The following is a 23,188-nucleotide window of genomic DNA, read 5'->3' as shown; positions in this document are numbered from 1 at the left end:
CGTCCCCAGCCGAGGGGGTCCCAGCGACCAGAATGACGGGAATGGCCACGGCCACCGCTCCACCTGTCGCGCCCCCGAAGCTGGGCTATCGGCCGTCGCTCGACGGCCTGCGCGCGATCGCGGTCACGGCGGTGGTGCTCTACCACGCCGACGTCGGATGGATGCCGGGCGGCTTCCTCGGCGTCGAGGTGTTCTTCGTCGTCAGCGGCTTCCTCATCACCGCGCTGCTGATCGACGAGCGCCACCACAGCGGCGCCATCTCGCTGCGGCAGTTCTGGGGCCGTCGCGCCCGGCGCCTGCTGCCGGCGCTCTACCTGCTGCTGCTCGTGGTCTCGGTCGCGTCGCTCCTCGTCTACCGCGACGCGGCCGGGCGCATGGGCGGCGACGTGCTGGCCGCACTCCTCTACGTCTCGAACTGGTGGCAGATCTACCTGAACGAGTCGTACTTCGCGCAGGCCGGCCGGCCACCGCTGCTGCAGCACCTCTGGTCGCTCGCGATCGAGGAGCAGTTCTACGTCGTCTTCCCGGCGGTGTTCGCGCTCGGGATGGCCAAGGTCGGCCGCAAGAAGGTGGCGTGGATCCTCGGCGGCCTCTCGCTCGCCTCCGCCGCCTGGATGGCGATCCGCTTCGAGGAGTTCACCGACCCCTCCGCCGTCTACTACTCGACCTTCACCAGGGCGTCGGGCCTGCTGGTGGGCGCGCTGCTCGCCGTGCTGTGGGCGCCGTGGCGGACGCGGGGCCGGGCGGCCGCCAGCGCCGGGAGGGCGCTGGACGCCGCCGGCGTGGCCGGGCTGCTGCTCATCGCCTGGTTCTTCGTCCGCGTCAACGCGTTCGACCCGTTCATCTATCGGGGCGGCATGCTGCTGCTCGACGTCATCTGCGTCGTCGTGATCGCGGTGCTCGTGCACCCCGCGAGCCAGCTGCACAAGGTGCTGGGGTGGGCGCCGCTGCGCTGGATCGGCGTGCGCTCGTACTCGATCTACCTCTGGCACTGGCCGATCTTCATGGTCACGCGGCCCGAGCTCGACCTGCCGTTCACCGGGTGGCCGGTGTTCGTGCTCCGGATCGGGCTGACGATGGGCGCGGCGGAGGTGTCGTACCGGTACGTCGAGCAGCCGCTCCGCTCCGGCGCGCTGGGCAGCTGGTGGCGCTCGTTCCGGGAGTCGACGGGCCAGCGCCGTGCGGCCTACGCACGCCAGCTCACGATCGTCGGCGGCACGAGCCTCGCCCTGGTGGCGCTGATCGCCATGGGGCTCCAGCAGGCCGCCAGCAGCCCCGACCGGGAGAAGATCGCCCTCGAGGCCGCGGCCGTGCCCGACCTCGAGGAGGCGATGACGACCTCGACCGCGCCGCCGACGACGACCACGACGCTGCCGCCGACGACGGTGGCGGGTCAGGCCGTGGCGCCGGCGACGGCGCCGCCGGTCGCGCCCGCGACGACGGTCGGCGTGACCCAGACCGCGACCAACGCCGTCGCCGTGGGCGACTCGGTCATGCTCGGTGCGTCGGGTCCGCTCAAGACCGCGATGCCGGGCCTGACCGTCAACGCCAAGGTCGGGCGGCAGTTCGACACCGTCCTGCAGGTCGTGCAGTGGTTCGTGTCCGAGGGCAAGGCGCCCGGTCCGATCATCATCCACGCGGGGACGAACGGGACGTTCTCCGACGGCGACCTCGACCGGCTGTTCGAGATCGCGGGCGACCGCCAGGTGCTGCTCGTGAACGCCAAGGTCGAGCGGCCCTGGCAGGACCTCGTCAACCAGCGCCTCGCCGACGCGGCCGAGCGCCACCCGAACGCCGTGCTCGTGGACTGGCACGGCCTCTCGGCCGACCACCCCGAGTGGTTCGCGCCCGACGGCGCCCATCTGCGGCCCGCGGGCGCGCGGGCCTACGCCGACCTCATCCGCAGCAACCTCTAGCTGCGGGCTCGTCCCCGGACCGCTGGTGCGGCGCGCTCGGAACGGGTCGTGGCCGACCGTCCGGAGGGTTCGGATGTGGGGGCGATTGCCCGGTGCTGGCAAGATGCCGCCGGTACGGTGTCCCCAGCGCGGACCCGGCTGATCGGCCCCCACGACGGTCGATGACGACGACCGGCCCGGATCGACTGCGGGCCCGACGCAGGTGGAGGAACAGGCGTGAGCATCATCGAAGGCATCCTGGCGCGGGAGATCCTGGACTCCCGGGGGAACCCGACCGTCGAGGTCGAGGTCGAGCTGGACTCGGGTGCGATCGGTCGCGCCGCGGTCCCGTCCGGCGCGTCGACGGGGGCCTTCGAGGCGGTCGAGCTCCGCGACGGCGACGACGACCGCTTCGGCGGCAAGGGCGTCCTGAACGCGGTCGAGAACGTGAACGGCGAGATCGCCGACGCGCTGCTCGGCTTCGACGCGGTCGACCAGCGCGACCTCGACCGGATCCTCCTCGACCTGGACGGCACCGACAACAAGGGCCGGCTCGGCGCCAACGCGATCCTCGGCGTCTCGCTCGCTGCGGCGAAGGCGACCGCGACCGAGCTCGACCTCCCGCTCTACCGGTACGTCGGCGGTCCGAACGCCTGCGTGCTCCCGGTGCCGATGCTCAACGTGATCAACGGCGGCGAGCACGCCGACAACAACGTCGACCTGCAGGAGTACATGTTCATGCCGGTCGGCGCCGCCTCGTTCTCCGAGGCCCTGCGCTGGGGTGCGGAGTGCTACCACACGCTCAAGAAGGTGGTGCACGAGCGCGGCCTGTCGACCGCCATCGGCGACGAGGGCGGCTTCGCCCCGGACCTCGGCAGCAACGAAGAGGCGGTGGCCCTGCTCGTCGAGGCCATCGAGCGGGCCGGCCGCGTCCCCGGCGACGAGATCTCGATCGCGCTCGACGCCGCCTCCACCGAGTTCTTCGCCGACGGCGTCTACACCCTCGCGGGCGAGGGCCGCTCGCTCAGCTCCGCCGAGTTCGCCGACTACCTCGCCGACCTCTGCGACCGGTACCCGATCGTGTCGATCGAGGACGGCATGGCCGAGGAGGACTGGGACGGCTGGGCGGCGCTGACCGCCAAGGTCGGCGACCGGGTGCAGCTCGTCGGCGACGACCTGTTCGTGACCAACTCGGAGCGGCTCGCCCGGGGCATCGACCTCGGCGTCGCCAACTCGATCCTGGTCAAGGTCAACCAGATCGGCTCGCTGACCGAGACCCTCGAGGCGGTCGAGCTGGCCACCCGCCGCTCCTACACGTCGGTCATGTCGCACCGCTCGGGCGAGACCGAGGACGTCACCATCGCCGACCTGGCCGTCGCCACGAACTGCGGCCAGATCAAGACGGGCGCGCCCGCCCGCTCCGACCGCGTCGCCAAGTACAACCAGCTGCTGCGCATCGAGGAGCAGCTGGGCGAGGCCGCCGTCTACCGCGGTGCCGCCGCGCTGGCCCCGCTGGGGAAGCACCCGGCGTGACCGGCCGCACCCGGCGACCGTCCCGCTCGTCGGGTGCAGCCGGCGCCAGGGGCGCGGCTCGGGGCACCGTCGACCTGCGCGACCGCCGCAGGGTCGGACCGCGGCGCGCCCGCGACGACGAGCCGGCGGAGGGCCACCGGTTCGGTCTGCTCGGCCGGCGTTCGGCCGTGATCGCCACGGTCGTCGCCGTGACGGTCGTGCTCGTGGCGCTGCCGGTCCGCAGCTACCTCCACCAGCAGTCCGAGGTCGGCGCGGCGAAGTCGGAGCTCGACGAGCTCGAGCGCGAGAACGACGAGCTCCAGGCCCGGCAGCAGCGGCTGTCGGACCCCGACGAGATCGCCCGCATCGCCCGTCGCGACTACGGCCTCGTCGAGGTCGGCGAGGAGTCCTACTCGGTGCTCCCGCCGACGACCGCCGGTCTCGTCATGCCGAGGGCGTGGCCCTTCGACCGGATCGACGACGCCGTGCGCACCGCCGCCGGCGGCGGCTGACCCCCTCTCCTCCGCCCGTCACTCGCCCGGCCCGCGCTCGCCCGGCCCGCGCTCGCCCGCCCTCGCTCTGTTCCCAGATCCTGGGGCGAACACCCCAGGATCTGGGAACGAAGCGCTCGGCGGTCGAGCGGCGGGGTCGGGCGACGGCTACTGGAGGCCCTGGTAGGCGCCACCGTCGACGTGCAGGCCCACGCCGGTGACGAAGCGCGCCTGCTGCGAGCAGAGGAACGCGGCGACGGCGCCGAAGTCGTCGGGATCGCCGGCGAAGCCGGCCGGGATGCCGGCGGTGTCGGGCCGGCCCCGGTAGAGCTCGGTCATGCGGGCGGTGGCGTGCAGGCCGGGCTGCAGGTTGTTCACCGTGACGCCGTCGGGCGCCACCTCGGTCGACAGCACCTTCAGGAAGCTGGTGACCGCGGCCCGGGCGGTCGAGCTGGCGATGAGCCCCCCGATCGGCTGGCGGGCGCCGATCGAGCTGATCGCCACGACCCGACCCCACCCCCGCTCCCGCATGCCCGGCACGGCGACCTGGCACAGGGCGATCGTCGACAGGAAGTTCAGCTCCAGCGCGGCGCGGTAGGCGTCGAGGCCGGTGCTGGCGAAGTTCCCGCTCGGCGGCCCGCCCGCGTTGCACACCAGGATGTCGAGCGGCCCGCCCAGGCGCTCGGCCGCCTCGGTGGCGAAGCGCTCGGCCTCGTCGGTGCTCGACAGGTCGGCGACCACCCCGGCCGCCGATCCGCCCAGCTCGGCGACGGTGGCGGCCACCTTGTCGCCGTCGCGGCCGCAGACCGCGACCGCCACGCCCTCGGCCGCCAGCGCCCGGGCCGCGCCGAGCCCGAGCCCGGCCGTCCCCGCCGCCACCGCCGCCCGCCTCCCGCTGATGCCCAGGTCCATGGCGACAACGTACCCACCGGGCCCGCCGGCGCGGGATCGTGACAGGCTCGTGCGATGGACATCAGCCCGGTGGGCGACACGACGTACGCGTGGGGCGAGAGCGTGGTGTGGGACGACCGCCGTGAGCGCCTGTACCTGGTCGACTGCCTCGGCGGCACGTTGCACTGGCTCGACGGCGGCGAGGGCGAGGTGCACGGCTTCGCCCTGTCGTCGATGCCGACCGGCGTGGTGCCGACCGAGGACGGCCGCCTGCTCGTCGTGGTGGACGAGGGCCTGGTCGCCGTCGACCCCGACGCCCGCACCGAGGAGCTGGTGGCCCGGTACCCCGACGAGCTCGGTGGTCGGGCCAACGACGCCTGCGCCGATCTCGACGGGCACGTGATCACCGGCCGCCTCAACCTGGGTCCGGCGGAGGGCAGCTCGTGGTGGTGGTCCGCGACCGACGGCTGGCGGCTCGTCGACCCCGACATCTCGAACACGAACGGCCCGGCGGTCGTCGACCTCGACGGCACCCCGACGCTCCTGATCGGCGACACGTCGGCCGACTACTACGCGTACGACTACGAGCCGTCGACGGGAGCGGTCGGTCCGCGCCGGGTGTTCGGGGCCGTCGGCGACCTCGACGGCCACCCCGACGGCGCGACCGTCGACGCCGAGGGCGGCTACTGGACCGCGCTGGTGGGCGGCGGCCAGCTGGCCCGGTTCACGGTGGACGGACTCGACACCACGATCCCGTTGCCGACGGCCGACCCGACCGACGTCACCTTCGGCGGGCCGGGCCTCGACCGCCTGTTCGTGACGGCGATCGACGGGCCGCTGTACGTCGTCGACGGGCTCGGCGTGACGGGTCGGCCCGAGCCCCGGGCCCGACTCGCGACCTGACCCCGGACCGAGGCCCGCCGGCGTCCCGCCGGGCGTCGGGAGGCCCGCCGGTACAGTCCGGACCATGACCGACCACGGCCCTGGCGCCACGACGGGGCGCACGGTCGCCGTCGTGCTGGCGGCCGGCGCGGGGTCCCGGTTCGAGGGCGACGGGCACAAGCTGCTCGCCGACGACGCCGGCGTGCCGGTCCTGCGCCGGGCAGTGGCCGCGGCGGTGGCGGCCGGCATCGGCGACGTCGTCGTCGTGGCCGGCGCGGTCGACGTCGGCGAGGTCCTCGGCGACCTGAGCGGCGTGGAGGTCGTCGCAAACCCCGACTGGGCCGACGGCCAGGCATCGTCGCTGCGGACCGGCGTCGCCGCCGCGGCCGCTCGGGGTGCCGACGCGGTGGTGGTCGGCCTCGGCGACATGCCCGACGTCGGCGCCGAGGCCTGGCGCCTCGTGGCCGGCGCGGACGGTCCGCTCGTCACCGCCTCGTTCGGGGGTCGGCCGAGCCCGCCGGTCCGGATCGATCGGTCGCTCTGGGCCGAGCTGCCGTCCGACGGCGACGAGGGGGCCAGGGTGCTGATGCGGTCCCGGCCCGACCTGGTGGCGACCGTCGAGGTGCCGGGGTCGGCCCGCGACGTCGACCGGGCCGATGACCTGCGGCCGCCGACGGCCTCCGGGGCCGCGAGCCCGGCCGACCGGGCCGCGGTGCGCGCGCTCCTCGGGCGCGAGCCGCTGGCGCCGTTCGACGTCGTGGTCCGCCGAGCGGGTGGCGCCCCGGTCGTGATCCGTAACGCGCCGCTCCTGCCCGACGGGCGTCCGATGCCCACCCGCTACTGGCTCGTCGACCCCGATCTGAACAAGGAGATCGGGCGGCTCGAGTCGGCCGGCGGGGTGGACTCGGCAGAGCGCGAGGTCGACGCCGCCGAGCTGGCCGCCACCCACGCCCGGTATGCCGCCGAGCGCGACGCCGCCCTGCCCGCCGGCCACACGGGCCCGGCGCCGTCGGGCGGCGTCGGCGGCACCCGCACCGGCGTGAAGTGCCTGCACACCCACTACGCGCACCACCTTGCGACCGGCGACGATCCGGTGGGGCGCTGGGTCGCCGATCGGCTCCCGCCGGAGCTGCTGGCCATCGGCGCCGGTGCCGCCCTCGCCACCGGCGGCGACGCCGCCCTCCGCACGGCCGACGGTGACGCCGCCGCACCACGACCTGACAGCTCCGAGCCGGACGGCGCAGACTCGCGGTCGCACCCCGACCGGGGTGCAGCCCGACCGTCGGACGCCGAACCACCCGAGGAGCCCACTGGTGGCTGAACCCGTCGCCGCCATCGACTGCGGCACCAACTCCGTCCGCCTGCTCGTCTCCGACGGCGAGCGCCCGCTGCTGCGCCTGATGCGCATCACGCGCCTCGGCCAGGGCGTCGACGCCACCGGCCGGCTCGATCCGGCCGCCGTCGAGCGGACCCTCGACGTGCTGCGCGAGTACAAGGGCGAGATGGACCGGCTCGGGGCGACCCGGGTCCGCATGGCCGCCACCTCCGCCTCGCGCGACGCCGCCAACCGCGACGAGTTCTTCGCCGCCGCCGAGGAGATCCTGGGCACCCGCCCGGAGCTCCTGTCGGGCGAGGAGGAGGCGCAGCTGTCGTACCGGGGCGCGACCTCGGCGCTGGACCCGACCGAGGGCCCGTTCGTCGTCATCGACATCGGCGGAGGCTCGACCGAGTTCGCCGTCGGCGGCACGCAGCTCGAGGGCGCCGTGTCGGTCGACATGGGCTGCGTCCGGCTGACCGAGAAGTACCTCCACGGCGATCCGCCCCTGCCGGAGGAGCTGTCGAACGCCCTCTCGATCGTGGAGCAGCACCTCCAGGACGTGCAGCGCGTGCTTCCCGGCGTGAGCGCGCCGACCCGGTTCATCGGCCTGGCCGGGACGGTCACCAACGTCGCCGCGGTCGAGATCGGCCTCGCCACCTACGACCCCGAGGTGATCCACCACTTCGTGCTCACCCACGAGGCGGTCGAGGACGTGTTCCGCACGCTCGCCACCGAGCCGCTCGCCGATCGGGTGCACAACCCGGGCCTCGAGCGGGAGCGGGCCGACGTGATCGTCGGCGGTTGCTGCGTGCTCGTCCAGCTGTTCCGGACCTACGGGTTCGAGGAGTGCCTGGTGTCCGAGTCGGACATCCTCGACGGCCTCGTCATGTCGCTGCTCGACCCGGTCTGAGGCGGCCGTCGCCCGAGGGAGGGGGGTGGCGGCGTCGGTGCTCCGGGACCGGTTCCCGTGGCGCCTGTCGGTATGCTCCGCCGGTGCTGCGCCGCAAGCCACTGCCGGATCCGACGATCGCACCGGTGACGCTCACCGGTCGTCGCGTCCTCCTGCGGCCGCTGAGCGTGCACGACTTCGACTCGTGGCGCGAGGTGCGCCGGCGGTGCAACGACTGGCTCACGAAGTGGGAGCCGCGCCGGATCCCGGGCCAGCCCGACACGGTCGAGGACCGCGCCGCGTTCTCGTCGCGCTGCTCGGTGCGGATGCGGGAGATCCAGCTCGGGACGGGCTACGGGTTCGGGATCTTCGTGGACGGCGAGTTCGCCGGCGAGATCAACGTGAACTCGATCCACCGCGGGGCCCACCAGAGCGCGTACGTCGGGTACTGGATCGACGAGTCGCTGGCCGGCCGGGGCTACATGCCCGAGTCGGTCGTGGCGGTGCTGCGGTTCTGCTTCGAGCAGCTGCTCCTGCACCGGGTGCAGATCTCGATCATCCCCCGCAACGGCGCGAGCCGGCGCGTGGTGGAGAAGCTCGGGATCCGGCCCGAGGGCGTCGCCGAGCGCTACCTCGAGATCAACGGGGTGTGGGAGGACCACATCCGGTACGCGATCACGGTCGAGGAGTGGGACGTCCGCCGGGACGAGCTGGTCACCAACTGGCTCCTCTGACCGGGATATAGGGGTGCACAGCGACAAACCTTGTCGCGATCCGGACCAGAGAAATCCAGCGCCCGGCCGCTGGCCCGGTTCAGTCCGATGACGAGATCTTCCGCTGGAGCGCAGCCAGCCGCTCGGCGAACGCCGGCTGGTCCATCGACCACAGCTGGTCCACCAGCTCCCGCTCGACGGCCTCGTCGTGGTCGTCGATCGAGGCCACGTCGAGGATGGTGGCCCGCACCCGCTGGGTGAGCTCCCGGGGTGCCGACGCCGCCCGTGCCGCCATCGCCACCGCCGTGTCGATCAGCTCCTCGTCGTCGACGCAGCGCCACACCAGCCCGACCCGCTCGGCCTCCGGCCCGTCGATGGCCTGACCGAACACCACGGCGGCCATCGTCGCCTGCAGGCCCGCCGCGCGCTGGAACATCCACGTGTGGCCGCCGCCGGGGTGGATGCCGAGGTCGAGGAAGCGGGTGTCGAACCGGGCCGACCGGGCGGCGAGCCGGACGTCGCACCCGAGCGCCAGGTTCATCCCCGCGCCGACGGCCGCGCCGTTGACCGCCGCGATCGTCGGCAGGGGCGACCGGGCGATGCGCAGGAAGCCCTCGTAGATCGCCTTCAGCCCGTCGCGGCGCGACTCGCCGAGCTGCGACAGGTCCGCACCGGCGCAGAAGGCCGGACCCGCACCGGTCACGACCAGCGCGCCGATGCCCTCGTCGGCCTCGAGCTCCTCGACCGCGCCGACGATCGCGGCGCAGAGGTCCATCGACAGCGCATTGCGGCGGGCCGGGTCGTCGAGGGTGAGCAGGGCGACGCCGTCGCGCCGTTCGACGTGGACCTCGGCCATGTGGTGCGCACTCCTGTCGTCGCCGCGCCGCCGGGAGGGGTCGGGCGTGGCGTCGGTTCGGGGCCGGTAGGGTCGACCCGATGGGGAGCGCGGACCTGCACACGCTCGTGGTGGCGGAACTGTACCCATGGCCCGCCGTGGATGGTTACCGACAGCGGCTGCACCACATCATCGGCGGCCTCACGCAGGCGGGGCCCGTCGACGTGGTGGCGCCGCTCCGCCCGGGCATGCCCGACCCGGTCCAGCCGCCGTGGCCCGGCGTCGCCCGCACGCTGACCGAGCCGATCGGCGACCCCGCCGGCCCGAAGGAGTGGTTGCCGGACTGGCTCGGTGCCGACGTGCCGCGCCGGCTCCTGTCGCTCGACTGGTCTGCGCTCGTCGCGTCGCTCGCCATCTGGCGCGACCGCTACGACCTGGTGTGGTACTCCCACGTCGACGCCTGGTCGCCGACCCACGACCTGTTCGGGGGGACGCCGGCGATCGTCGACTTCGACAACCTGGAGAACCTGTCGATGCGGCTCCGGCGCCGCATCCCGCCCCGGATCGATCCCGGCGACGGGCCCAAGGGCCGCGCCGCGGCGCTGGCCCGGTGGGCGACCTCGCGTGGCTTCGACGTCGTCGACGAGCGCCGCTGGGACGCGGTGCAGCGCCGCGTGGCGGCCGACGTCGACCACGTCGTCGTCTGCAGCGAGCTCGACGTCGCGCGCAGCGGGTGCGCCAACGCGGTCGTGGTGCCGAACGGGGCCGAGCCGCCCGTCGAGGTCCGCAGCGACCGCACCGAGCTGAGGGGCGACGTCCCGGTCCTGCTGTTCGTCGGGGCGCTCGACTACGAGCCCAACACCGAGGCGATGAGCTGGTTCCTGCGCGAGGTGTGGCCGATCGTGCGGGCCGGCCGCCCCGACGTGGTCGTGCACGTGGTCGGCCGCGGCGCCGAGGCCCTCGGGTCCGAGGCCCACGCCGAGGGCGTCGAGCTGCTCGGCACGGTGGCGGACCTGCAGGCCGAGCTCGACCGGGCCGACGTGTCGATCGTGCCCATCCGGGTCGGGGCGGGCACGCGACTCAAGGTGATCGAGGCGCTCGCCAACCACCTCCCGATCGTCACGACGACGGTCGGCTCCGAGGGGATCGCCGTCGAGGACGGTCGGACCGCGCTGATGGCCGACGACGCCACGACGTTCGCCGGCGCCGTCCTGCGTCTCGTCGCCGACGGCGAGCTCCGCCAGCACCTCGCCGACGAGGGCCGCGTGCTCTTCGACGAGCACTACACCTGGGCGGGGATCCGGGACGACGTGGAGCGCCTCGCCCGCGACACGGTCGCGGCCGCGGCCTCGACGACGTCCGGCTGACCACCGGTCCCGTCGGGTCCCGTCGGTCCCGGCCCTCGCCCGCTCTGTTCCACCGGATCGACGCTGGAGCGTCGATCCCGACGAACAGAGCGGGCACGCCGGCGCTCGACGGGCACGCCCGCGCTCGACGGGCACGCCCGCGCTCGACGGGTGCGCCGGCCCTCGCGCACCGGACCCGACGGACGGTCAGTCGCGGACGACGGCGGGGGAGTGCCGGAAGAACTGCTCGACGTCGCGCTCGTAGCGGTACACCGGCGCGGCGTCGCCGACGGTGCGTCGCAGCCGCACCGCCTCGATGAACGCCCGCACCGCCTCGGCCGACGTGTACTCGTAGCGGAAGCCGAGGTCCTTCAGTCGGCGGTTGTCGACGCCGCGGCCGTAGCGGAGGAGCAACCGGTACTCCTCGGGCAGGTCGACGATCCCGAGCCGGGCGAGCGGCGCGGTGAGCAGCCCGGTGCCGTACGGCGGGAGGGCGATCGTGCGCTTGCCGCAGATGGCCGCCACCTCGGACCACGGCAGCAGCCCGTCGCCGGCGACGTTGTAGACGCCGGGTAGGTCGTGGTCGAGGGCGAAGAGGATCGAGCGGATCACGTCGTCCTCGTGGACGAACTGGAACCGCGGGTCGAAGCCGGCGAGTGACGGCACGAACGGCAGGTCGAGCGCGCGGGTGAGCGGGGTCTCGATGTCGGCGCCGATCACGTTCGAGAACCGCAGGAGCGCGACGTTCACGTGCGGGTTGTCCTCGGCGAAGTCGCGCACGTAGCCCTCGACCGCGTCGAGCGAGCGCTCGACCGGGGTGCGGGGCACGCCCGAGCGGGCCGAGCTCTCGGTGAACCAGATGGGGTCCGCGGCCGAGCAGCCGTAGACCATCGTCGAGGACTTCACGATCACCGAGCGGACCGTCGACGACGGCGCGGACGCGGCGGCGAACAGGTTCATCGTGCCGATCACGTTGATCTCGTGCGTGGCCCGCTGCGACATCTGCGTCGGGTCGACCACCAGGAACGTGTGGATGATCGTGTCGATCTGCGCGGCCCGCACGATGCGGGCGAGGATCGAGTAGTTGGCGTCGACCCGCACGTACTCGGTGCGCTCGAGCTCGACGGTCGGCTCGGTGGTGTCGAGCCCGACGATCACGTCGACGTTCTCGTCGGTCTCGAGCGCCTGCGCGACGCGGCCGCCCCAGAAGGTGCCCAGCCCGGTGACGAGCACGCGGCTCGGGCGCGTGCGCCCGCGGTCGAGGCTCATCCGAACCAGACCGAGCGCCGCTGGCGCAGCATGTCGTAGAGGGCGGCCTGGATGCGGTCGCGGATCGCCTCGGACTCGTCCATGACCCGGGACCGGGAGTAGCGGTCCTGGTCGGGCGGCACGTCGAAGTGCACGGGGTCGAGGACGCGCAGCTTGAACTTGGCCGGCAGGTAGACGGCGACCCCCGCCGGGCCGAACATCAACATGTTGGCGGTGACGGGTGCGTAGGGGATGCCGATGACCGAGGCGAGGTGCGGGACGCGGACGAGCGTCGGCATCGACTCCTCGGCGCCGACCACGGCGATCGGCACGACGGGGACGCCGGCGCGCATGGCGATCTCGACGAAGCCGCCGCGGCCGAACCGCCGCAGCTGGTACCGCTCGTTCCAGGTCTTGGCCGGACCCTTGACGCCCTCGGGGAAGTCGAGCACGAGCTGCCCCTGCTCGGCGAGCAGCCGGTAGGCGTTGTCGGGGTGGCCGGGCACGCCGCCGAGGCGCGACCACAGCGTGCCCACGACCGGGATGCGCCGGAACAGGTTGTCGGCGAGCCCGTACACCGGTCGCCCGAGCTCCTCCTCGATGCCGTGCATGATCACCGGCGCATCCGAGGGGATGGCGGCGGCGTGGTTGGCGACGAGCAGCGCGCCGCCCTCGGTCGGGATCTTCTCGAGCCCGTCCCACTCGGCCCGGAACCACTGGCGGTAGATCGGGTCGTAGAGCCGCCGGGCCAGCGCCCGCATGTTCTCGGACCGACCCCACTCGTCGACGTCGGACATGCGGACGTCGGGCCCCTCCCCGTCGTCGGGCTCGACGTCGGTGCTGGGGACGGGGACGAGCGCCCGGGTGGGGGTGCGGGCCGGTTCGGCGAGCTGGGACGCCAGCTCGACCGACTCGAGGTCGGTCAGCTCGTCCCGCTCGACCACGCCCTCCTCCGGGCCCTCCGCTGACGGCATGTCGGCGATGTTAGGTGCAGGCGCGCGCCCCGACGAGGGGGCCCGGTGCCCGCAGCGGCACCCGCTGCGACGTCAGGGCACGTTCCAGGTGTAGGTCTGCTTGGTGAGCTGCAGGTAGATGACCGATTCGGTCCCGACGACGCCGGGCACCTTGCGGATCCGGTCGTTCAGCAGGCTGAGCAGCGCCTGGTCGTCGGGAACGAACACCTCGGCGAGGATGTCGACGGTGCCGGCCGTGAGCACGAGGTAGTCGACCTCCTCGAACTTCTCCAGCTGGGCGGCGACCTCGCGCACGTCGCCCTCGACCTTGATCAGCACCATGGCCTGGCGGAGCAGCCCGAGCTGCAGCGGGTCCGTGACGGCCACGATCTGCATCACCCCGTGCTCGAGCAGCCGCTGGACCCGCTGGCGGACGGCGGCCTCGGACAGCCCGACCTCCTTGGCCAGCTGCGTGTAGGGCCGACGGCCGTCGACCTGGAGGTGGCGGATCAGCTCCGCGTCGATCTCGTCCACGAGCTGGTCCGGCATGCGCCCGATTGTGGCGAGGCCGAGCGACGTCGGCAAGGGAATCGTCGTGGGAAGGGCTCTGATCGACGGATTTCGCAGCGGTGGCGCCCCGGCGGTGGGCGCTTGAGCGGCCGCCTGGGCTCAGCTGCGGTCGAGGGCCTGGCGGTAGAAGCGGGCGATCCAGCCGGCCACGCGGTCTTGGTCGAGCTCGGGAGCGGGCGGCGCGAGCGACGCGAGGCCGGCGTCGACGACCTCGGGCCCGATCACCTCGCGGCGCATCTCCATCAGCGTCGCCGACAGCCCCGGGACGAACTCCGGGTGGCCCTGCACGCAGAAGACGTGGTCGTCGAGCCGGTAGGCGCCGACCGGGCAGTAGTCGGCCGTGGCGACCAGCTCGGCGCCGTCGGGCATCCGGGTCACCTGGTCGCGGTGGCTCATCAGGATGGTGAAGCGGTCGACGTCGTCCATCCACGGCGCCGGCGCCACGACGTCGAAGGTCCGTCCGCCGACGCCCCAGCCGACGTCGGCCCGCTCGACGTCGCCGCCCAGCGCCAGCGCGGTCAGCTGGTGGCCGAAGCAGATCCCGGCGTGCGGTCGGCGCTCCTCGGCCAGTCGGGCGATGAGGTCCCGGACGTCGTGGATCCAGCCCTCGTCCTCGTACGCGGAGCGCCGTGACCCGGAGGTCATCCAGGCGTCGCACTCGTCGAGGTCGGCCGGGAGCTCGCCCGCCGTGGCCTCGTAGATCCGGATGTCGAGCCCGTGGGGGGCGAAGGCCGCGGGGTACAGCTCGGTGTAGTCGCCCGCCACCGCCGCCGGACCGGGGTCGAGGTGGTCGCAGAGCAGCAGGCCCACGCGGAGCCGATCGCCGGTCGGGCCGTCGCCGCTCATCGGAACGTGAACACCTTCTCCGCGGCGACGTCGGGCGCGGGGCCGAGCAGACCGCGGGAGCGGAGCTCGGGCAGCAGCCCGTCGCCGACCCGCCAGGCCTCCTCGAGGTGCGGGTAGCCGGACAGGATGAACTCCCGGAAGCCGATCCGGTGGTACTCCTCGATCCGGTCGGCGACCTCCTGGTGGCTGCCGACGAGCACCGTGCCGGCGCCGCCGCGCACCAGGCCCACGCCGGCCCAGAGGTTGGGCGAGATCTCGAGCGCCCGGGGGTCGTCGGGCACGCCGTCGGTGCCCTGGTGCAGCTCGGCCATTCGCTGCTGGCCGACCGAGGCGGTGGCGGCGAAGTCGGCCCGTGCGGCGGCGACGGCCTCGGGGTCCATGCCCCGCAGCAGGCGGGCGGCCTCGTCCCACGCCTCGTCCGCGGTGTCGCGGGTGATCACGTGGAAGCGGATGCCGAACTCGAGCGGTCGGTCGCTCGGGCGGTCGGCCTCGGCGGCCAGGGCCCGCATGCGCTCGACGCGCTGCGCCACCATCTCGGGCGGCTCGCCCCACGCGAGGTAGGTGTCGACGTGGCGCGCCGCGACCTGCTCGGCGGCGTCGGACGCCCCGCCGAAGAAGATCGCCGGCGGGGTGACGGGGGAGTTGCGGGTGGTGGCCCGCTCGACCCGGTAGAACTCGCCCTCGAAGTCGAACGACTCCGACATGAGCGCCCCGCGCAGGATCGTCAGGAACTCGCCGGCGCGGCGGTAGCGGTCGTCCTTGGGCCGGAAGTCGCCGAAGCGGGCGAGCTCGCTCGGCTCGGCGCCGATCACGATGTTCACGAGCAGGCGGCCGCCCGACATCTGCTGGTACGTCGCTGCCATCTGCGCGGCCTGCGTCGGGTTCAGGAGCCCGGGCCGGAAGGCGACGAGGAACCGCAGCCGCTGCGTCAGCGGGATCAGCGAGGCGGTCGAGATCCAGGCGTCCTCGCAGCCGGTGCCGCACGGGGTCAGCACGGCATCGAACCCGAGCTGGTCGCACGCGGTGGCGATCTGGGCCAGGTACGAGTGCGACGGTGCGCGCGAGCCCTGGGGCGAGCTCGGCACGACGTCGCGGCTGTCGCCGCCGGTGGGGAGGAACCAGTGGACCGCGATCGGCGAGCGCTCGACCGTCGGGGAGTCGGGGGAGGGTTCGGTCACCGGGAAAGTGTCGCGCCCTCCCCGTCGGACCCACGAACCGGGTTCGGGTTCGCGCCCCCACCCATCCGCGCCCACCGCTCTGGCGCCGGTTCCCGTGACCTCCCGACGGAAACCGCCGCCAAAGTGCGCCGCGGCGGTCAGTGGCCGCCGGTGAGCCGGCCGAGCAGGCCCTCGAGCATGCGGGCCGGCCGTCGACGACGGGCCTCGCGCCGGTCGGTCGCCCCGGCCAGCACGCGACCGGCGTTGACGCCGGCCCACCGGAACGGCTCCGGCTCCCAGTCGCGGGAGCGGTGGCCGACCCACGGAAGTCGGACGAGGTCGGTGTCGCGCCCGAGGACCAGGTCGGCGAGCGTGCGGCCGGCCAGGTTGGTCGTCGACACGCCGTCGCCCACGTAGCCGCCCGCCTCGCCGAGCCCGGTCGCGCGGTCGAGCCGGACCGACGCCGCCCAGTCCCGCGGGACGCCGAGCGGTCCGCCCCAGTGGTGGGTGATCGCGGCGTCCGCGAGCGGCGGGAACAGCTGGCGGAGGACGGACGCGAGCTCGTCGGCCACCCGCCGGTCGCGGTCGTAGGCGTCCTTGATCGCCGAGCCGAAGTGGTAGGGCGCGCCTCGGCCGCCGAAGGCGAAGCGGCCGTCGGCGGTGCGCTGCCCGTAGATGAGGAGGTGGCGCCCGTCGCTGAACGTCTCCCGCTCGCGCAGGCCGATGCGGTCCCACACGTCGTCGGGCAGCGGCTCGGTGGCGATCATCAGCGAGTAGATCGGCAGCATCCGTCGGCGCTCGCCGGGGAGGCGCGCCGTGTAGCCCTCGGTGCAGCGCAGGACCGTGTCGGCGGTGACGGTGCCGTGGGCGGTCACGACTCGGCCGGGCTCGATGGCCGTGGCGCGGGTGCCCTCGTGGATGGTCGCCCCGGCCCGCTCGGCGGCGTGCGCCAGCCCGCGGACGAGCCGACCGGGGTGCACCGCCGCGCAGTGGGGTGTGAAGGCGCCGCCGGCGCCGCCGGTCGGTCGCACCCGCTCGGCCATCTCGGCCGGGCTGAGCCAGCGGTCGTCCTCGTCGCCGAAGCCCCACCGGTGGCGCTCGTCGACGTGGCCCCTGAGGCGCGGGACGTGCGCGGGGTTGGTCGCGACCGTGACGGTGCCGCCCTGCGCCCAGTGGCAGTCGATGCCCAGGCGCTCGACCGCGGTGCCGACGACGCCGACCGTGTCGATCATCGCCCGGTGCTGGGCGACGGCCGCGTCGCGCCCGGCCAGCACGGCGAGGTGGTCGAGCGAGGTGGGGAACAGCGCCGAGCACCACCCGCCGTTGCGGCCCGAGGCGCCGAAGCCGCACACCTCGGACTCGAGCACGACGACGCGGCAGTCGGGCGCGTGCTCGCGGAGCGACAGCGCCGTCCAGAGCCCGGTCATCCCGCCGCCGACGATCGCGACGTCGGCCTGCAGGTCGCCCGGCAGCGCGGGCCGTGGCGTCAGGTCGTCGTCGCAGGTCGCCAGCCAGAGGCTGCGGTCGCGCACGCGCTCGGCACCGCTCACGCTCACCCTGCGCACGCTACGACGAGCGGCCGGGGTGCACGGCGACGATCCACGTCGCTCCGCGCCTGCGCACTACGGCGAGCGTGACGGTCGGCACCCTTCCGGCGTCCGCGGCACGCCCCTAGCGTTGGTCCATGTCCCTCGACGTCCACGTCTACGACGACAAGGTCACGATCGACATCGGCGGGATCGACCAGGTCTGGTGCCTGAAGCGCCACCTCGAGATCCCGATGGTCAACATCACCGACGCCCGGGTCACGACGGTCGCCGAGCTCAAGGCGGGGCTCGGGTGGCGCGTGGGCGGCGGCTACCTCCCGGGCCGGATGGCGACCGGCCACTTCACGATGCCGGACGAGCCCGGGCGCCGGCAGTTCTGGTGCGTCTACCGGGACCAGGAGGTGCTGGCGATCGACACCTCGCTCGACAACCCGAGCCGGATCGTGCTGCAGCACCCCGACCGCGAGCGCCTGGCCTGGTTCATCGCCGAGCGCATCCCGCCCGGCCAGCGGCACCACTGACGGGCGTCGTCAGCCGGCGAGCTCGGCGGCGAACTCCGCGAAGGCGTCGACGTAGCGGTCGACGTTCGCCTCGTCGTGCTGGACCGACAGCGTCCACTGCTCCTCGTCGCCGGGCGTCATGAACACGCCCCGGTTGACCATCCACGGGTAGCTCGCCGTGTAGAGGTGGATGTTCGTCTCGAGGAAGTCCCGGTAGCAGGTGAGCGGCTGGGCCCGGTACGAGATGCAGCCCTTGCAGCCGAGGTCGACGGTGTGGGCCGGCAGGTCGTACTCGGCGATGACGGCGTCCATGCCGCCCGCCAGCCGGGCCCCGAGGACGGCGAAGTGCTCGTAGGCGTCGGGCGTGAGGATCTTCGTCAGCGTGGCGAGCGACGCGGCGACCGACATCGGGTTGCCGTTGAACGTGCCCTGGTGGGCGGCGCCCTTGTTGATCTCGTCCATGATGTCGGCCCGACCGCCGAAGGCGCCGATCGGTGCGCCGCCGCCGATGGCCTTCGCCCAGCTGGCGAGGTCGGGCCGCACGCCGAAGCGCTCCTGCGCGCCGCCCTCGGCGATCGTCGCCCCGCACTTCACCTCGTCGAAGATGAGCACGACGCCGTAGCGGGTGCACAGGTCGCGGACCGCCTGGAGGTAGCCGTCGGCGGGGACGACGATGCCGATGTTCATCATCACCGGCTCCATGATCAGGCAGGCGATCTGGTCGCCCTCCGCCTGGAAGAGCCGCTCGAGCGCGTCGGCGTCGTTGAACGGGACCACACGGATCCACTGCGACAGGCCTTCGGGCATGCCCTTCGACTTGGGGGTGGCCGCCGGCGCGTCGCGGCCGCCCATCACGTCGGCGCCGGGCAGCACCGAGTACATGAGCTGGTCGACGTGGCCGTGGTAGCTGCCCTCGATCTTGGCGATCACGTCACGACCGGTCGCGGCCCGCGCCACGCGGATCGCCGACATGTTCGACTCGGTGCCCGAGTTGGTGAACCGCACCTGGTCGACGCGGAAGCGCCGGCACAGCTCCTCGGCCAGGGCGACGGTCGTCTCGACGGTGACGGCGAAGTGCATGCCGTTGCGGGCCGAGCGCTCGACCGCCTCGGCGACGATCGGGTGGGCGTGGCCCACGGCCATCGACCCGAACCCGTTGTGGAAGTCGAAGTACTCGTTGCCGTCGACGTCCCACACCTCGGCGCCGATGCCGCGGTCCAGGTACACCGGGTACGGGTCGCCGAGCTGGAAGCTCGACGCCACGCCGCCGGGCATCGACCCGACCGCCCGCTCGTAGAGGACCTTGGAGCCCTTGGTCCGGTCGAGGAGCGCAGGCATCTCAACCGCCGCGATCTCCTCGGCCCGCCTCGTCAGCTGCTCGTCGCGCTCGCTCATCCTCGCTCCTCGTTCGAAGGGGAGGTCGGGGTCGCACCGGACGAACCTCGTCCGGTTGCGTCCCGCACATCCCGGTTCGTCGGCCCGGTCACCACTTGACCATCACGTGCTTGAGCTCCGTGTAGTGCTCGACCGCGTACTGCGACATGTCCTTGCCGTAGCCCGACTGCTTGAACCCGCCGTGGGGCATCTCGGACACGAGCGGGATGTGGTCGTTGACCCACACGGTTCCGAACCGCAGCAGCGCGCTCGCCTCCATCGCCCGGCCGACGTCCTTGGTGAACACCGACGCCGCGAGCCCGTAGTCGACGTCGTTGGCCATGGCGACGGCGGCCTCGAGGTCCGAGGCCTGCTGCACCGTCACGACGGGACCGAAGACCTCGCGCTGGACGATCTCGGCCTGCTGGTCGACGCCGATGATGACCGACGGCTCGTAGTAGAAGCCGTCGCCGTCCCGCGTGGAGCCGCCGGTGACCGCGGTCGCGCCGGCGGCGACCGCCCGGTCGACGAAGCCCTGCACCCGCTCGCGCTGGGCGGCCGAGATGACCGGCCCCAGCTCGGTGCCCTCGTCGGTGGTCGGCCCGACGACCAGGCTCCTCGCCGCCTCGGTGATCGCATCGACCGCGGCGTCGTGGATGCCGGCTCCGGCGATCACGCGGGTCGCAGCGGTGCAGTCCTGACCGGCGTTCCAGTAGCCGCCGACCTTGATCGACTCGGCCACGACCTCGAGGTCTGCGTCGTCGAGCACCACCACCGGCGCCTTGCCGCCGAGCTCCAGGTGGACCCGCTTCAGCGACTTCGACGCGGCCTCGGCGATCGCCTTGCCGGTGCCGACCGAGCCCGTCAGCGAGATCATCTCGACCAGCGGGTGGTCGACGAGCGTGGCGCCCGTCTGCTTGCCGCCGGCCACGACGTTGAGCACGCCGGCGGGGAAGATGTCGGACGCGATCTCGGCGAGGAGCAGCGAGCTCATCGGCGTGAGCTCCGACGGCTTCAGCACGACGCAGTTGCCGGCGGCCAGGGCGGGGCCGAGCTTCCAGGCCGCCATCATGAACGGGTAGTTCCACGGTGCGATCGAGGCGACGACGCCGAGCGGCTCGCGGCGCAGCATCGAGGTGTAGCCCTCGAGGTACTCGCCGGCGCCCTGGGTCTCCATCGTCCGGCACGCCCCGGCGAAGAAGCGGTAGCAGTCGACCGATGCCTCGATCTCGATGCCGGTCGCGGCGATCGGCTTGCCGGCGTTCAGGTGCTCGACGGCGACCAGGTCGTCGGCTCGGGCCTCGATGGCGTCGGCGAACCTGAGCAGGGCCGACATGCGCTCGGCCGGTGTCGTGCGGCCCCAGCCCTTGAAGGCCTCGGCAGCGGCGCGGCACGCGTCGTCGACGTCCTCGGCGCCCGAGTCCGGGGCGGAGAAGACGACCGCGCCGGTGGCGGGGTCGACGATGTCCTCCGTCGCACCCGATCGGGCCGGCGCCCACCGCCCTCCGATGAAGTTCTCGTTGCGAACGTCGGTTCCAGCCATGCGAGCGTCCTCTCTGAGGTATTCGTGTCGGGTGGATGCGGTGCTCCTCCGACCCGGCGACTCGCGCCCGGCCCGTGGAGCGATCGTGCGATGATGCACTCGTCCGTCCCGGTGACGTGTGGCACGTTGCCATGGACGGCGGCGTGAATCGTTGCAGTAAGGTACCAAACCATTCGGAATCCATGGCACGTGTGGGAGACCGCTGCGAATGTCACAGTCCACGGACACTGATCCCGGAACGGTCGCCGACGCTGTGGCAGCGCCGGTCGTCCGCCTCGAGCACGTCACCAAGCGCTTCGGCGACTTCGTCGCCGTCGAGGAGGCCGACTTCGACATCGCCGAGGGCGAGTTCTTCTCGATGCTCGGCCCGTCCGGCTGCGGCAAGACGACGACGCTGCGGATGATCGCCGGCTTCGAGCAGCCGTCCGCCGGCCGGATCCTCCTCGAGGGCCAGGACGTGTCCCGGACCGCACCCCACAAGCGCGACGTCAACACGGTGTTCCAGAACTACGCGCTGTTCCCGCACATGAACGTGTTCGACAACGTCGCGTTCGGGCTCCGCAACAAGAAGGTGAAGGACGCCGAGGTCCGCCGGCGGGTCGCCGAGATGCTCGAGATCGTGCGGCTGCCGGAGTTCGCCGAACGCCGCCCCAACCAGCTCTCGGGCGGCCAGCAGCAGCGCATCGCCCTGGCCCGGGCGCTCGTGAACATGCCCAAGGCGCTCCTCCTCGACGAGCCGCTCGGCGCGCTCGACCTGAAGCTGCGGCAGGTGATGCAGCTCGAGCTCAAGCGCATCCAGCGCGACGTGGGGATCACGTTCATCTTCGTGACCCACGACCAGGAGGAGGCCCTGACCATGTCGGACCGCATCGCGGTCATGACCCAGGGCCGCGTCGACCAGATCGGCACGCCCACGCAGATCTACGCCCACCCGGCCACGACGTTCGTGGCCGGCTTCATCGGCACCGCCAACCTGCTGCCGGCCACGGTCGTGTCCCAGACCGGCGACCAGGTCACGGTCGACTCGCTGCTCGGCACCCAGTTCCGGGTCCCGGCCGGCGGTCGCACCCACTCCACGGGTTCCGACGCCACGATCATGATCCGGCCCGAGCGACTGGTCCCCGCCGGCGCGCCGCTGCACGGCGGCGAGGCGGCGGGCACGCTCGAGTGCACGGTGACGAGCCTCGTGTTCCAGGGACCCGTCGTGCGCTGCCAGGTCCAGACGCCCACCGGCGCCGACCTCGTCGCGCACCTCGGACCCGAGGACGACCCGGCCAGCCTCTCGGTCGGGTCGCCGATCACCATGACCTGGGCCTACGAGGGCGCGTACCTCGTGCCCGAGGCCCTCGACGCCGCCCACGCGGGCGTCACGTCCGTCGAGGACGACGAGACCGAGGCCGTCGCGGTCGGCTGATGCCGCTGCCGACGCACCTCGCACCGAGCACCCGGCCCCGGCCGGTACCCATCCCGGCACCTGCCGGCTGACCACGGAGGATCAATGGCGAACCGAGTGACCCGCCGCCAGTTCATGACCCGTTCCGGCCTGGTGCTGGGGGGCGCGGTGATCGCGCCCCAGCTGCTCGCCGCGTGCGGTGACGACGACGAGGGCGGCTCGTCGGGCAGCGGAGGCTCGTCCGACGGCGTGTACTTCGAGAACTGGCCGGAGTACATCGACACGGCCGAGGACGGCTCGGTCGACGGGCCCGGCACCACGCTGGCGCTCTTCACGGAGCAGACCGGCATCCCGATCAAGTACACCGAGACCTACAACGACAACAACGAGTACTTCGCGAAGATCCAGCCGTTGCTGTCGGCCGACAAGCCGATCGGTCCGAACGTGATCGCGCCGACGTACTGGATGGCGGCCCGCCTGATCGGGCTTGAGTGGCTCGAGAAGCTGCCGCTCGACAAGATCCCGAACTCCAAGAACCTGGTCCCGAGCCTGGTCAAGCCGCCGTCTGACCCGACCGGCGAGTACTCCCTGCCGTGGCAGGCCGGCACCACCGGCATCGCCTACAACCTCAAGGCGACGGGCGGCAAGGAGCTCGCCACGATGCAGGACCTGTGGGACCCGGCCCTCAAGGGCAAGATCGCGGTCCTCACCGAGATGCGCGACACGATCGGGCTGATCGCCATGTCCGAGGGCGTCGACATCTCGACGGCCGACAAGCTGTCGGACTACCAGTCCGCGTTCGACACGCTGCAGGAGCAGGTCGACAACGGCCAGATCCGCCAGTTCACCGGCAACGAGTACGTGGGCCCGCTCGAGGACGGATCGCTGGCGGCGTGCATCGCCTGGTCGGGCGACGTGCTCGGCATGGGGAACCCCGACGTGAAGTTCGTGGTGCCCGACACGGGCGGCACCCTCTGGTTCGACACGATGGTCGTCCCGGCGGGCGCCTCGGGCGTCGACGACGTCGCGAAGTGGATGGACTTCGTCTACGACCCGGTCAACGCCGCCCGCATCACGGCGTCGGTCCAGTACATCTCGCCCGTGCAGGGCGTGCAGGACGAGCTCCGCAAGATGGGCGGCGACGCCGCCGCGCTGGCCGACAATCCGCTGCTGTTCCCCGACGCGGCCACCGAGGCCCGGCTCCACACCTTCGCCACGCTGAGCGAGGACGAGGAGGCGAAGTTCGACGACGCCTTCTCCAAGATCTCCGGCGCCTGATCGGGCA

General features: G+C 72.9%; 21 protein-coding genes. 11 read left to right on the top strand and 10 right to left on the bottom strand.

Going from position 1 to position 23,188, the window contains the following annotated elements; translation table 11 throughout:
- The first annotated feature begins 41 nt into the window (after positions 1–41).
- The 3 genes from LH044_RS09140 (at position 42) to LH044_RS09130 (ending at position 3,919) form a co-directional block, all read left to right on the top strand.
- A complete protein-coding gene (locus LH044_RS09140) occupies positions 42–1,916 on the top strand; it encodes an acyltransferase family protein (RefSeq protein WP_227759720.1) in 1,875 nt (624 codons plus the stop codon).
- Positions 1,917–2,132: 216 nt separating this feature from the next.
- Complete coding sequence (gene eno / locus LH044_RS09135; protein WP_227759719.1) at positions 2,133–3,428, top strand: phosphopyruvate hydratase; 1,296 nt, start codon at positions 2,133–2,135, stop codon at positions 3,426–3,428.
- Positions 3,425–3,919: an FtsB family cell division protein gene (locus tag LH044_RS09130; RefSeq protein WP_227759718.1), complete on the top strand. Its 495-nt coding sequence runs from the start codon at positions 3,425–3,427 to the stop codon at positions 3,917–3,919. Before eno ends, LH044_RS09130 begins: the two co-directional genes overlap by 4 nt.
- Before the next feature lie 147 nt (positions 3,920–4,066).
- On the opposite strand, the gene LH044_RS09125 is transcribed toward LH044_RS09130, so the two are convergent.
- Positions 4,067–4,810, bottom strand: coding sequence for an SDR family oxidoreductase (locus tag LH044_RS09125; protein ID WP_227759717.1), 744 nt, complete (start codon positions 4,808–4,810; stop codon positions 4,067–4,069).
- Between the two features lie 54 nt (positions 4,811–4,864).
- Here LH044_RS09125 and LH044_RS09120 point away from each other — a divergent pair, with 54 nt between their 5' ends.
- The 4 genes from LH044_RS09120 (at position 4,865) to LH044_RS09105 (ending at position 8,612) form a co-directional block, all read left to right on the top strand.
- The gene (locus tag LH044_RS09120) at positions 4,865–5,692 is read left to right on the top strand and encodes an SMP-30/gluconolactonase/LRE family protein (protein ID WP_227759716.1); all 828 of its coding nucleotides are present in this window, start codon (positions 4,865–4,867) and stop codon (positions 5,690–5,692) included.
- A 64-nt stretch (positions 5,693–5,756) separates the two neighbouring features.
- Positions 5,757–6,992 carry a DUF501 domain-containing protein gene (locus tag LH044_RS09115; RefSeq protein WP_227759715.1) on the top strand — a complete coding sequence of 412 codons (1,236 nt, stop codon included), beginning with the start codon at positions 5,757–5,759 and terminating at the stop codon, positions 6,990–6,992.
- Positions 6,985–7,899: a Ppx/GppA phosphatase family protein gene (locus LH044_RS09110; RefSeq protein WP_227759714.1), complete on the top strand. Its 915-nt coding sequence runs from the start codon at positions 6,985–6,987 to the stop codon at positions 7,897–7,899. The genes LH044_RS09115 and LH044_RS09110 overlap by 8 nt, the downstream gene beginning before the upstream one ends.
- An 83-nt stretch (positions 7,900–7,982) precedes the next feature.
- On the top strand, positions 7,983–8,612 hold the full coding sequence (locus LH044_RS09105; RefSeq protein WP_227759713.1) for a GNAT family N-acetyltransferase: 630 nt from the start codon (positions 7,983–7,985) through the stop codon (positions 8,610–8,612).
- 79 nt (positions 8,613–8,691) lie between these two features.
- Here the strand turns inward: LH044_RS09105 and LH044_RS09100 are convergent, their stop codons facing one another.
- Positions 8,692–9,447: an enoyl-CoA hydratase gene (locus tag LH044_RS09100; protein ID WP_227759712.1), complete on the bottom strand. Its 756-nt coding sequence runs from the start codon at positions 9,445–9,447 to the stop codon at positions 8,692–8,694.
- Positions 9,448–9,584: 137 nt separating this feature from the next.
- Between LH044_RS09100 and LH044_RS09095 the strand changes: the two genes are divergently transcribed.
- Positions 9,585–10,793, top strand: a complete 1,209-nt coding sequence (locus tag LH044_RS09095; RefSeq protein WP_227759711.1) for a glycosyltransferase — start codon at positions 9,585–9,587, stop codon at positions 10,791–10,793.
- 186 nt (positions 10,794–10,979) lie between these two features.
- On the opposite strand, the gene LH044_RS09090 is transcribed toward LH044_RS09095, so the two are convergent.
- From LH044_RS09090 to LH044_RS09065, 6 genes are all read right to left on the bottom strand, one after another.
- Complete coding sequence (locus tag LH044_RS09090) at positions 10,980–12,041, bottom strand: NAD-dependent epimerase/dehydratase family protein (RefSeq protein ID WP_227759710.1); 1,062 nt, start codon at positions 12,039–12,041, stop codon at positions 10,980–10,982.
- Entirely contained in the window at positions 12,038–12,994 is a 957-nt protein-coding gene (locus LH044_RS09085; RefSeq protein ID WP_227759709.1) for a lysophospholipid acyltransferase family protein, read from the bottom strand. The genes LH044_RS09090 and LH044_RS09085 overlap by 4 nt, the downstream gene beginning before the upstream one ends.
- 72 nt (positions 12,995–13,066) lie before the next feature.
- On the bottom strand, positions 13,067–13,522 hold the full coding sequence (locus tag LH044_RS09080) for an Lrp/AsnC family transcriptional regulator (RefSeq protein ID WP_227759708.1): 456 nt from the start codon (positions 13,520–13,522) through the stop codon (positions 13,067–13,069).
- Between the two features lie 120 nt (positions 13,523–13,642).
- Positions 13,643–14,389 carry a glutamine amidotransferase-related protein gene (locus LH044_RS09075; RefSeq protein WP_227759707.1) on the bottom strand — a complete coding sequence of 249 codons (747 nt, stop codon included), beginning with the start codon at positions 14,387–14,389 and terminating at the stop codon, positions 13,643–13,645.
- The gene (locus LH044_RS09070) at positions 14,386–15,567 is read right to left on the bottom strand and encodes an LLM class flavin-dependent oxidoreductase (RefSeq protein WP_227759706.1); all 1,182 of its coding nucleotides are present in this window, start codon (positions 15,565–15,567) and stop codon (positions 14,386–14,388) included. The genes LH044_RS09075 and LH044_RS09070 overlap by 4 nt, the downstream gene beginning before the upstream one ends.
- 137 nt (positions 15,568–15,704) lie before the next feature.
- Entirely contained in the window at positions 15,705–17,102 is a 1,398-nt protein-coding gene (locus LH044_RS09065; RefSeq protein WP_227759705.1) for an NAD(P)/FAD-dependent oxidoreductase, read from the bottom strand.
- Between the two features lie 128 nt (positions 17,103–17,230).
- On the opposite strand from LH044_RS09065, the gene LH044_RS09060 reads away from it, so the two are divergent.
- Entirely contained in the window at positions 17,231–17,614 is a 384-nt protein-coding gene (locus LH044_RS09060) for a hypothetical protein (protein WP_227759704.1), read from the top strand.
- A gap of 9 nt (positions 17,615–17,623) precedes the next feature.
- Here the strand turns inward: LH044_RS09060 and LH044_RS09055 are convergent, their stop codons facing one another.
- Entirely contained in the window at positions 17,624–18,988 is a 1,365-nt protein-coding gene (locus LH044_RS09055) for an aspartate aminotransferase family protein (protein ID WP_227759703.1), read from the bottom strand.
- 88 nt (positions 18,989–19,076) lie between these two features.
- Positions 19,077–20,510, bottom strand: a complete 1,434-nt coding sequence (locus LH044_RS09050; RefSeq protein WP_227759702.1) for a gamma-aminobutyraldehyde dehydrogenase — start codon at positions 20,508–20,510, stop codon at positions 19,077–19,079.
- Between the two features lie 208 nt (positions 20,511–20,718).
- Here LH044_RS09050 and LH044_RS09045 point away from each other — a divergent pair, with 208 nt between their 5' ends.
- Both LH044_RS09045 and LH044_RS09040 read left to right on the top strand, forming a co-directional pair.
- Entirely contained in the window at positions 20,719–21,924 is a 1,206-nt protein-coding gene (locus LH044_RS09045) for an ABC transporter ATP-binding protein (protein ID WP_374210573.1), read from the top strand.
- An 84-nt stretch (positions 21,925–22,008) separates the two neighbouring features.
- Positions 22,009–23,181 carry an ABC transporter substrate-binding protein gene (locus LH044_RS09040; RefSeq protein WP_227759700.1) on the top strand — a complete coding sequence of 391 codons (1,173 nt, stop codon included), beginning with the start codon at positions 22,009–22,011 and terminating at the stop codon, positions 23,179–23,181.
- Positions 23,182–23,188 lie beyond the last annotated feature (7 nt).

It is taken from the genome of Dermatobacter hominis, from assembly GCF_020715685.1.
GTDB classification, from domain to species: domain Bacteria; phylum Actinomycetota; class Acidimicrobiia; order Acidimicrobiales; family Microtrichaceae; genus Dermatobacter; species Dermatobacter hominis.
This window is presented reverse-complemented; position numbering and strand designations above follow the sequence as displayed.

Bases quoted from the DNA above. Each gene is read 5' to 3' on its own strand.
- LH044_RS09140 (WP_227759720.1), top strand. From the start codon at position 42: ATGGCCACGGCCACCGCTCCACCTGTCGCGCCCCCGAAGCTGGGCTAT.
- LH044_RS09125 (WP_227759717.1), bottom strand. From the start codon at position 4,810: ATGGACCTGGGCATCAGCGGGAGGCGGGCGGCGGTGGCGGCGGGGACG.
- LH044_RS09120 (WP_227759716.1), top strand. From the start codon at position 4,865: ATGGACATCAGCCCGGTGGGCGACACGACGTACGCGTGGGGCGAGAGC.
- LH044_RS09115 (WP_227759715.1), top strand. From the start codon at position 5,757: ATGACCGACCACGGCCCTGGCGCCACGACGGGGCGCACGGTCGCCGTC.
- LH044_RS09100 (WP_227759712.1), bottom strand. From the start codon at position 9,447: ATGGCCGAGGTCCACGTCGAACGGCGCGACGGCGTCGCCCTGCTCACC.
- LH044_RS09090 (WP_227759710.1), bottom strand. From the start codon at position 12,041: ATGAGCCTCGACCGCGGGCGCACGCGCCCGAGCCGCGTGCTCGTCACC.
- LH044_RS09085 (WP_227759709.1), bottom strand. From the start codon at position 12,994: ATGCCGTCAGCGGAGGGCCCGGAGGAGGGCGTGGTCGAGCGGGACGAG.
- LH044_RS09080 (WP_227759708.1), bottom strand. From the start codon at position 13,522: ATGCCGGACCAGCTCGTGGACGAGATCGACGCGGAGCTGATCCGCCAC.
- LH044_RS09075 (WP_227759707.1), bottom strand. From the start codon at position 14,389: ATGAGCGGCGACGGCCCGACCGGCGATCGGCTCCGCGTGGGCCTGCTG.
- LH044_RS09060 (WP_227759704.1), top strand. From the start codon at position 17,231: ATGTCCCTCGACGTCCACGTCTACGACGACAAGGTCACGATCGACATC.
- LH044_RS09055 (WP_227759703.1), bottom strand. From the start codon at position 18,988: ATGAGCGAGCGCGACGAGCAGCTGACGAGGCGGGCCGAGGAGATCGCG.
- LH044_RS09050 (WP_227759702.1), bottom strand. From the start codon at position 20,510: ATGGCTGGAACCGACGTTCGCAACGAGAACTTCATCGGAGGGCGGTGG.
- LH044_RS09045 (WP_374210573.1), top strand. From the start codon at position 20,719: ATGTCACAGTCCACGGACACTGATCCCGGAACGGTCGCCGACGCTGTG.
- LH044_RS09040 (WP_227759700.1), top strand. From the start codon at position 22,009: ATGGCGAACCGAGTGACCCGCCGCCAGTTCATGACCCGTTCCGGCCTG.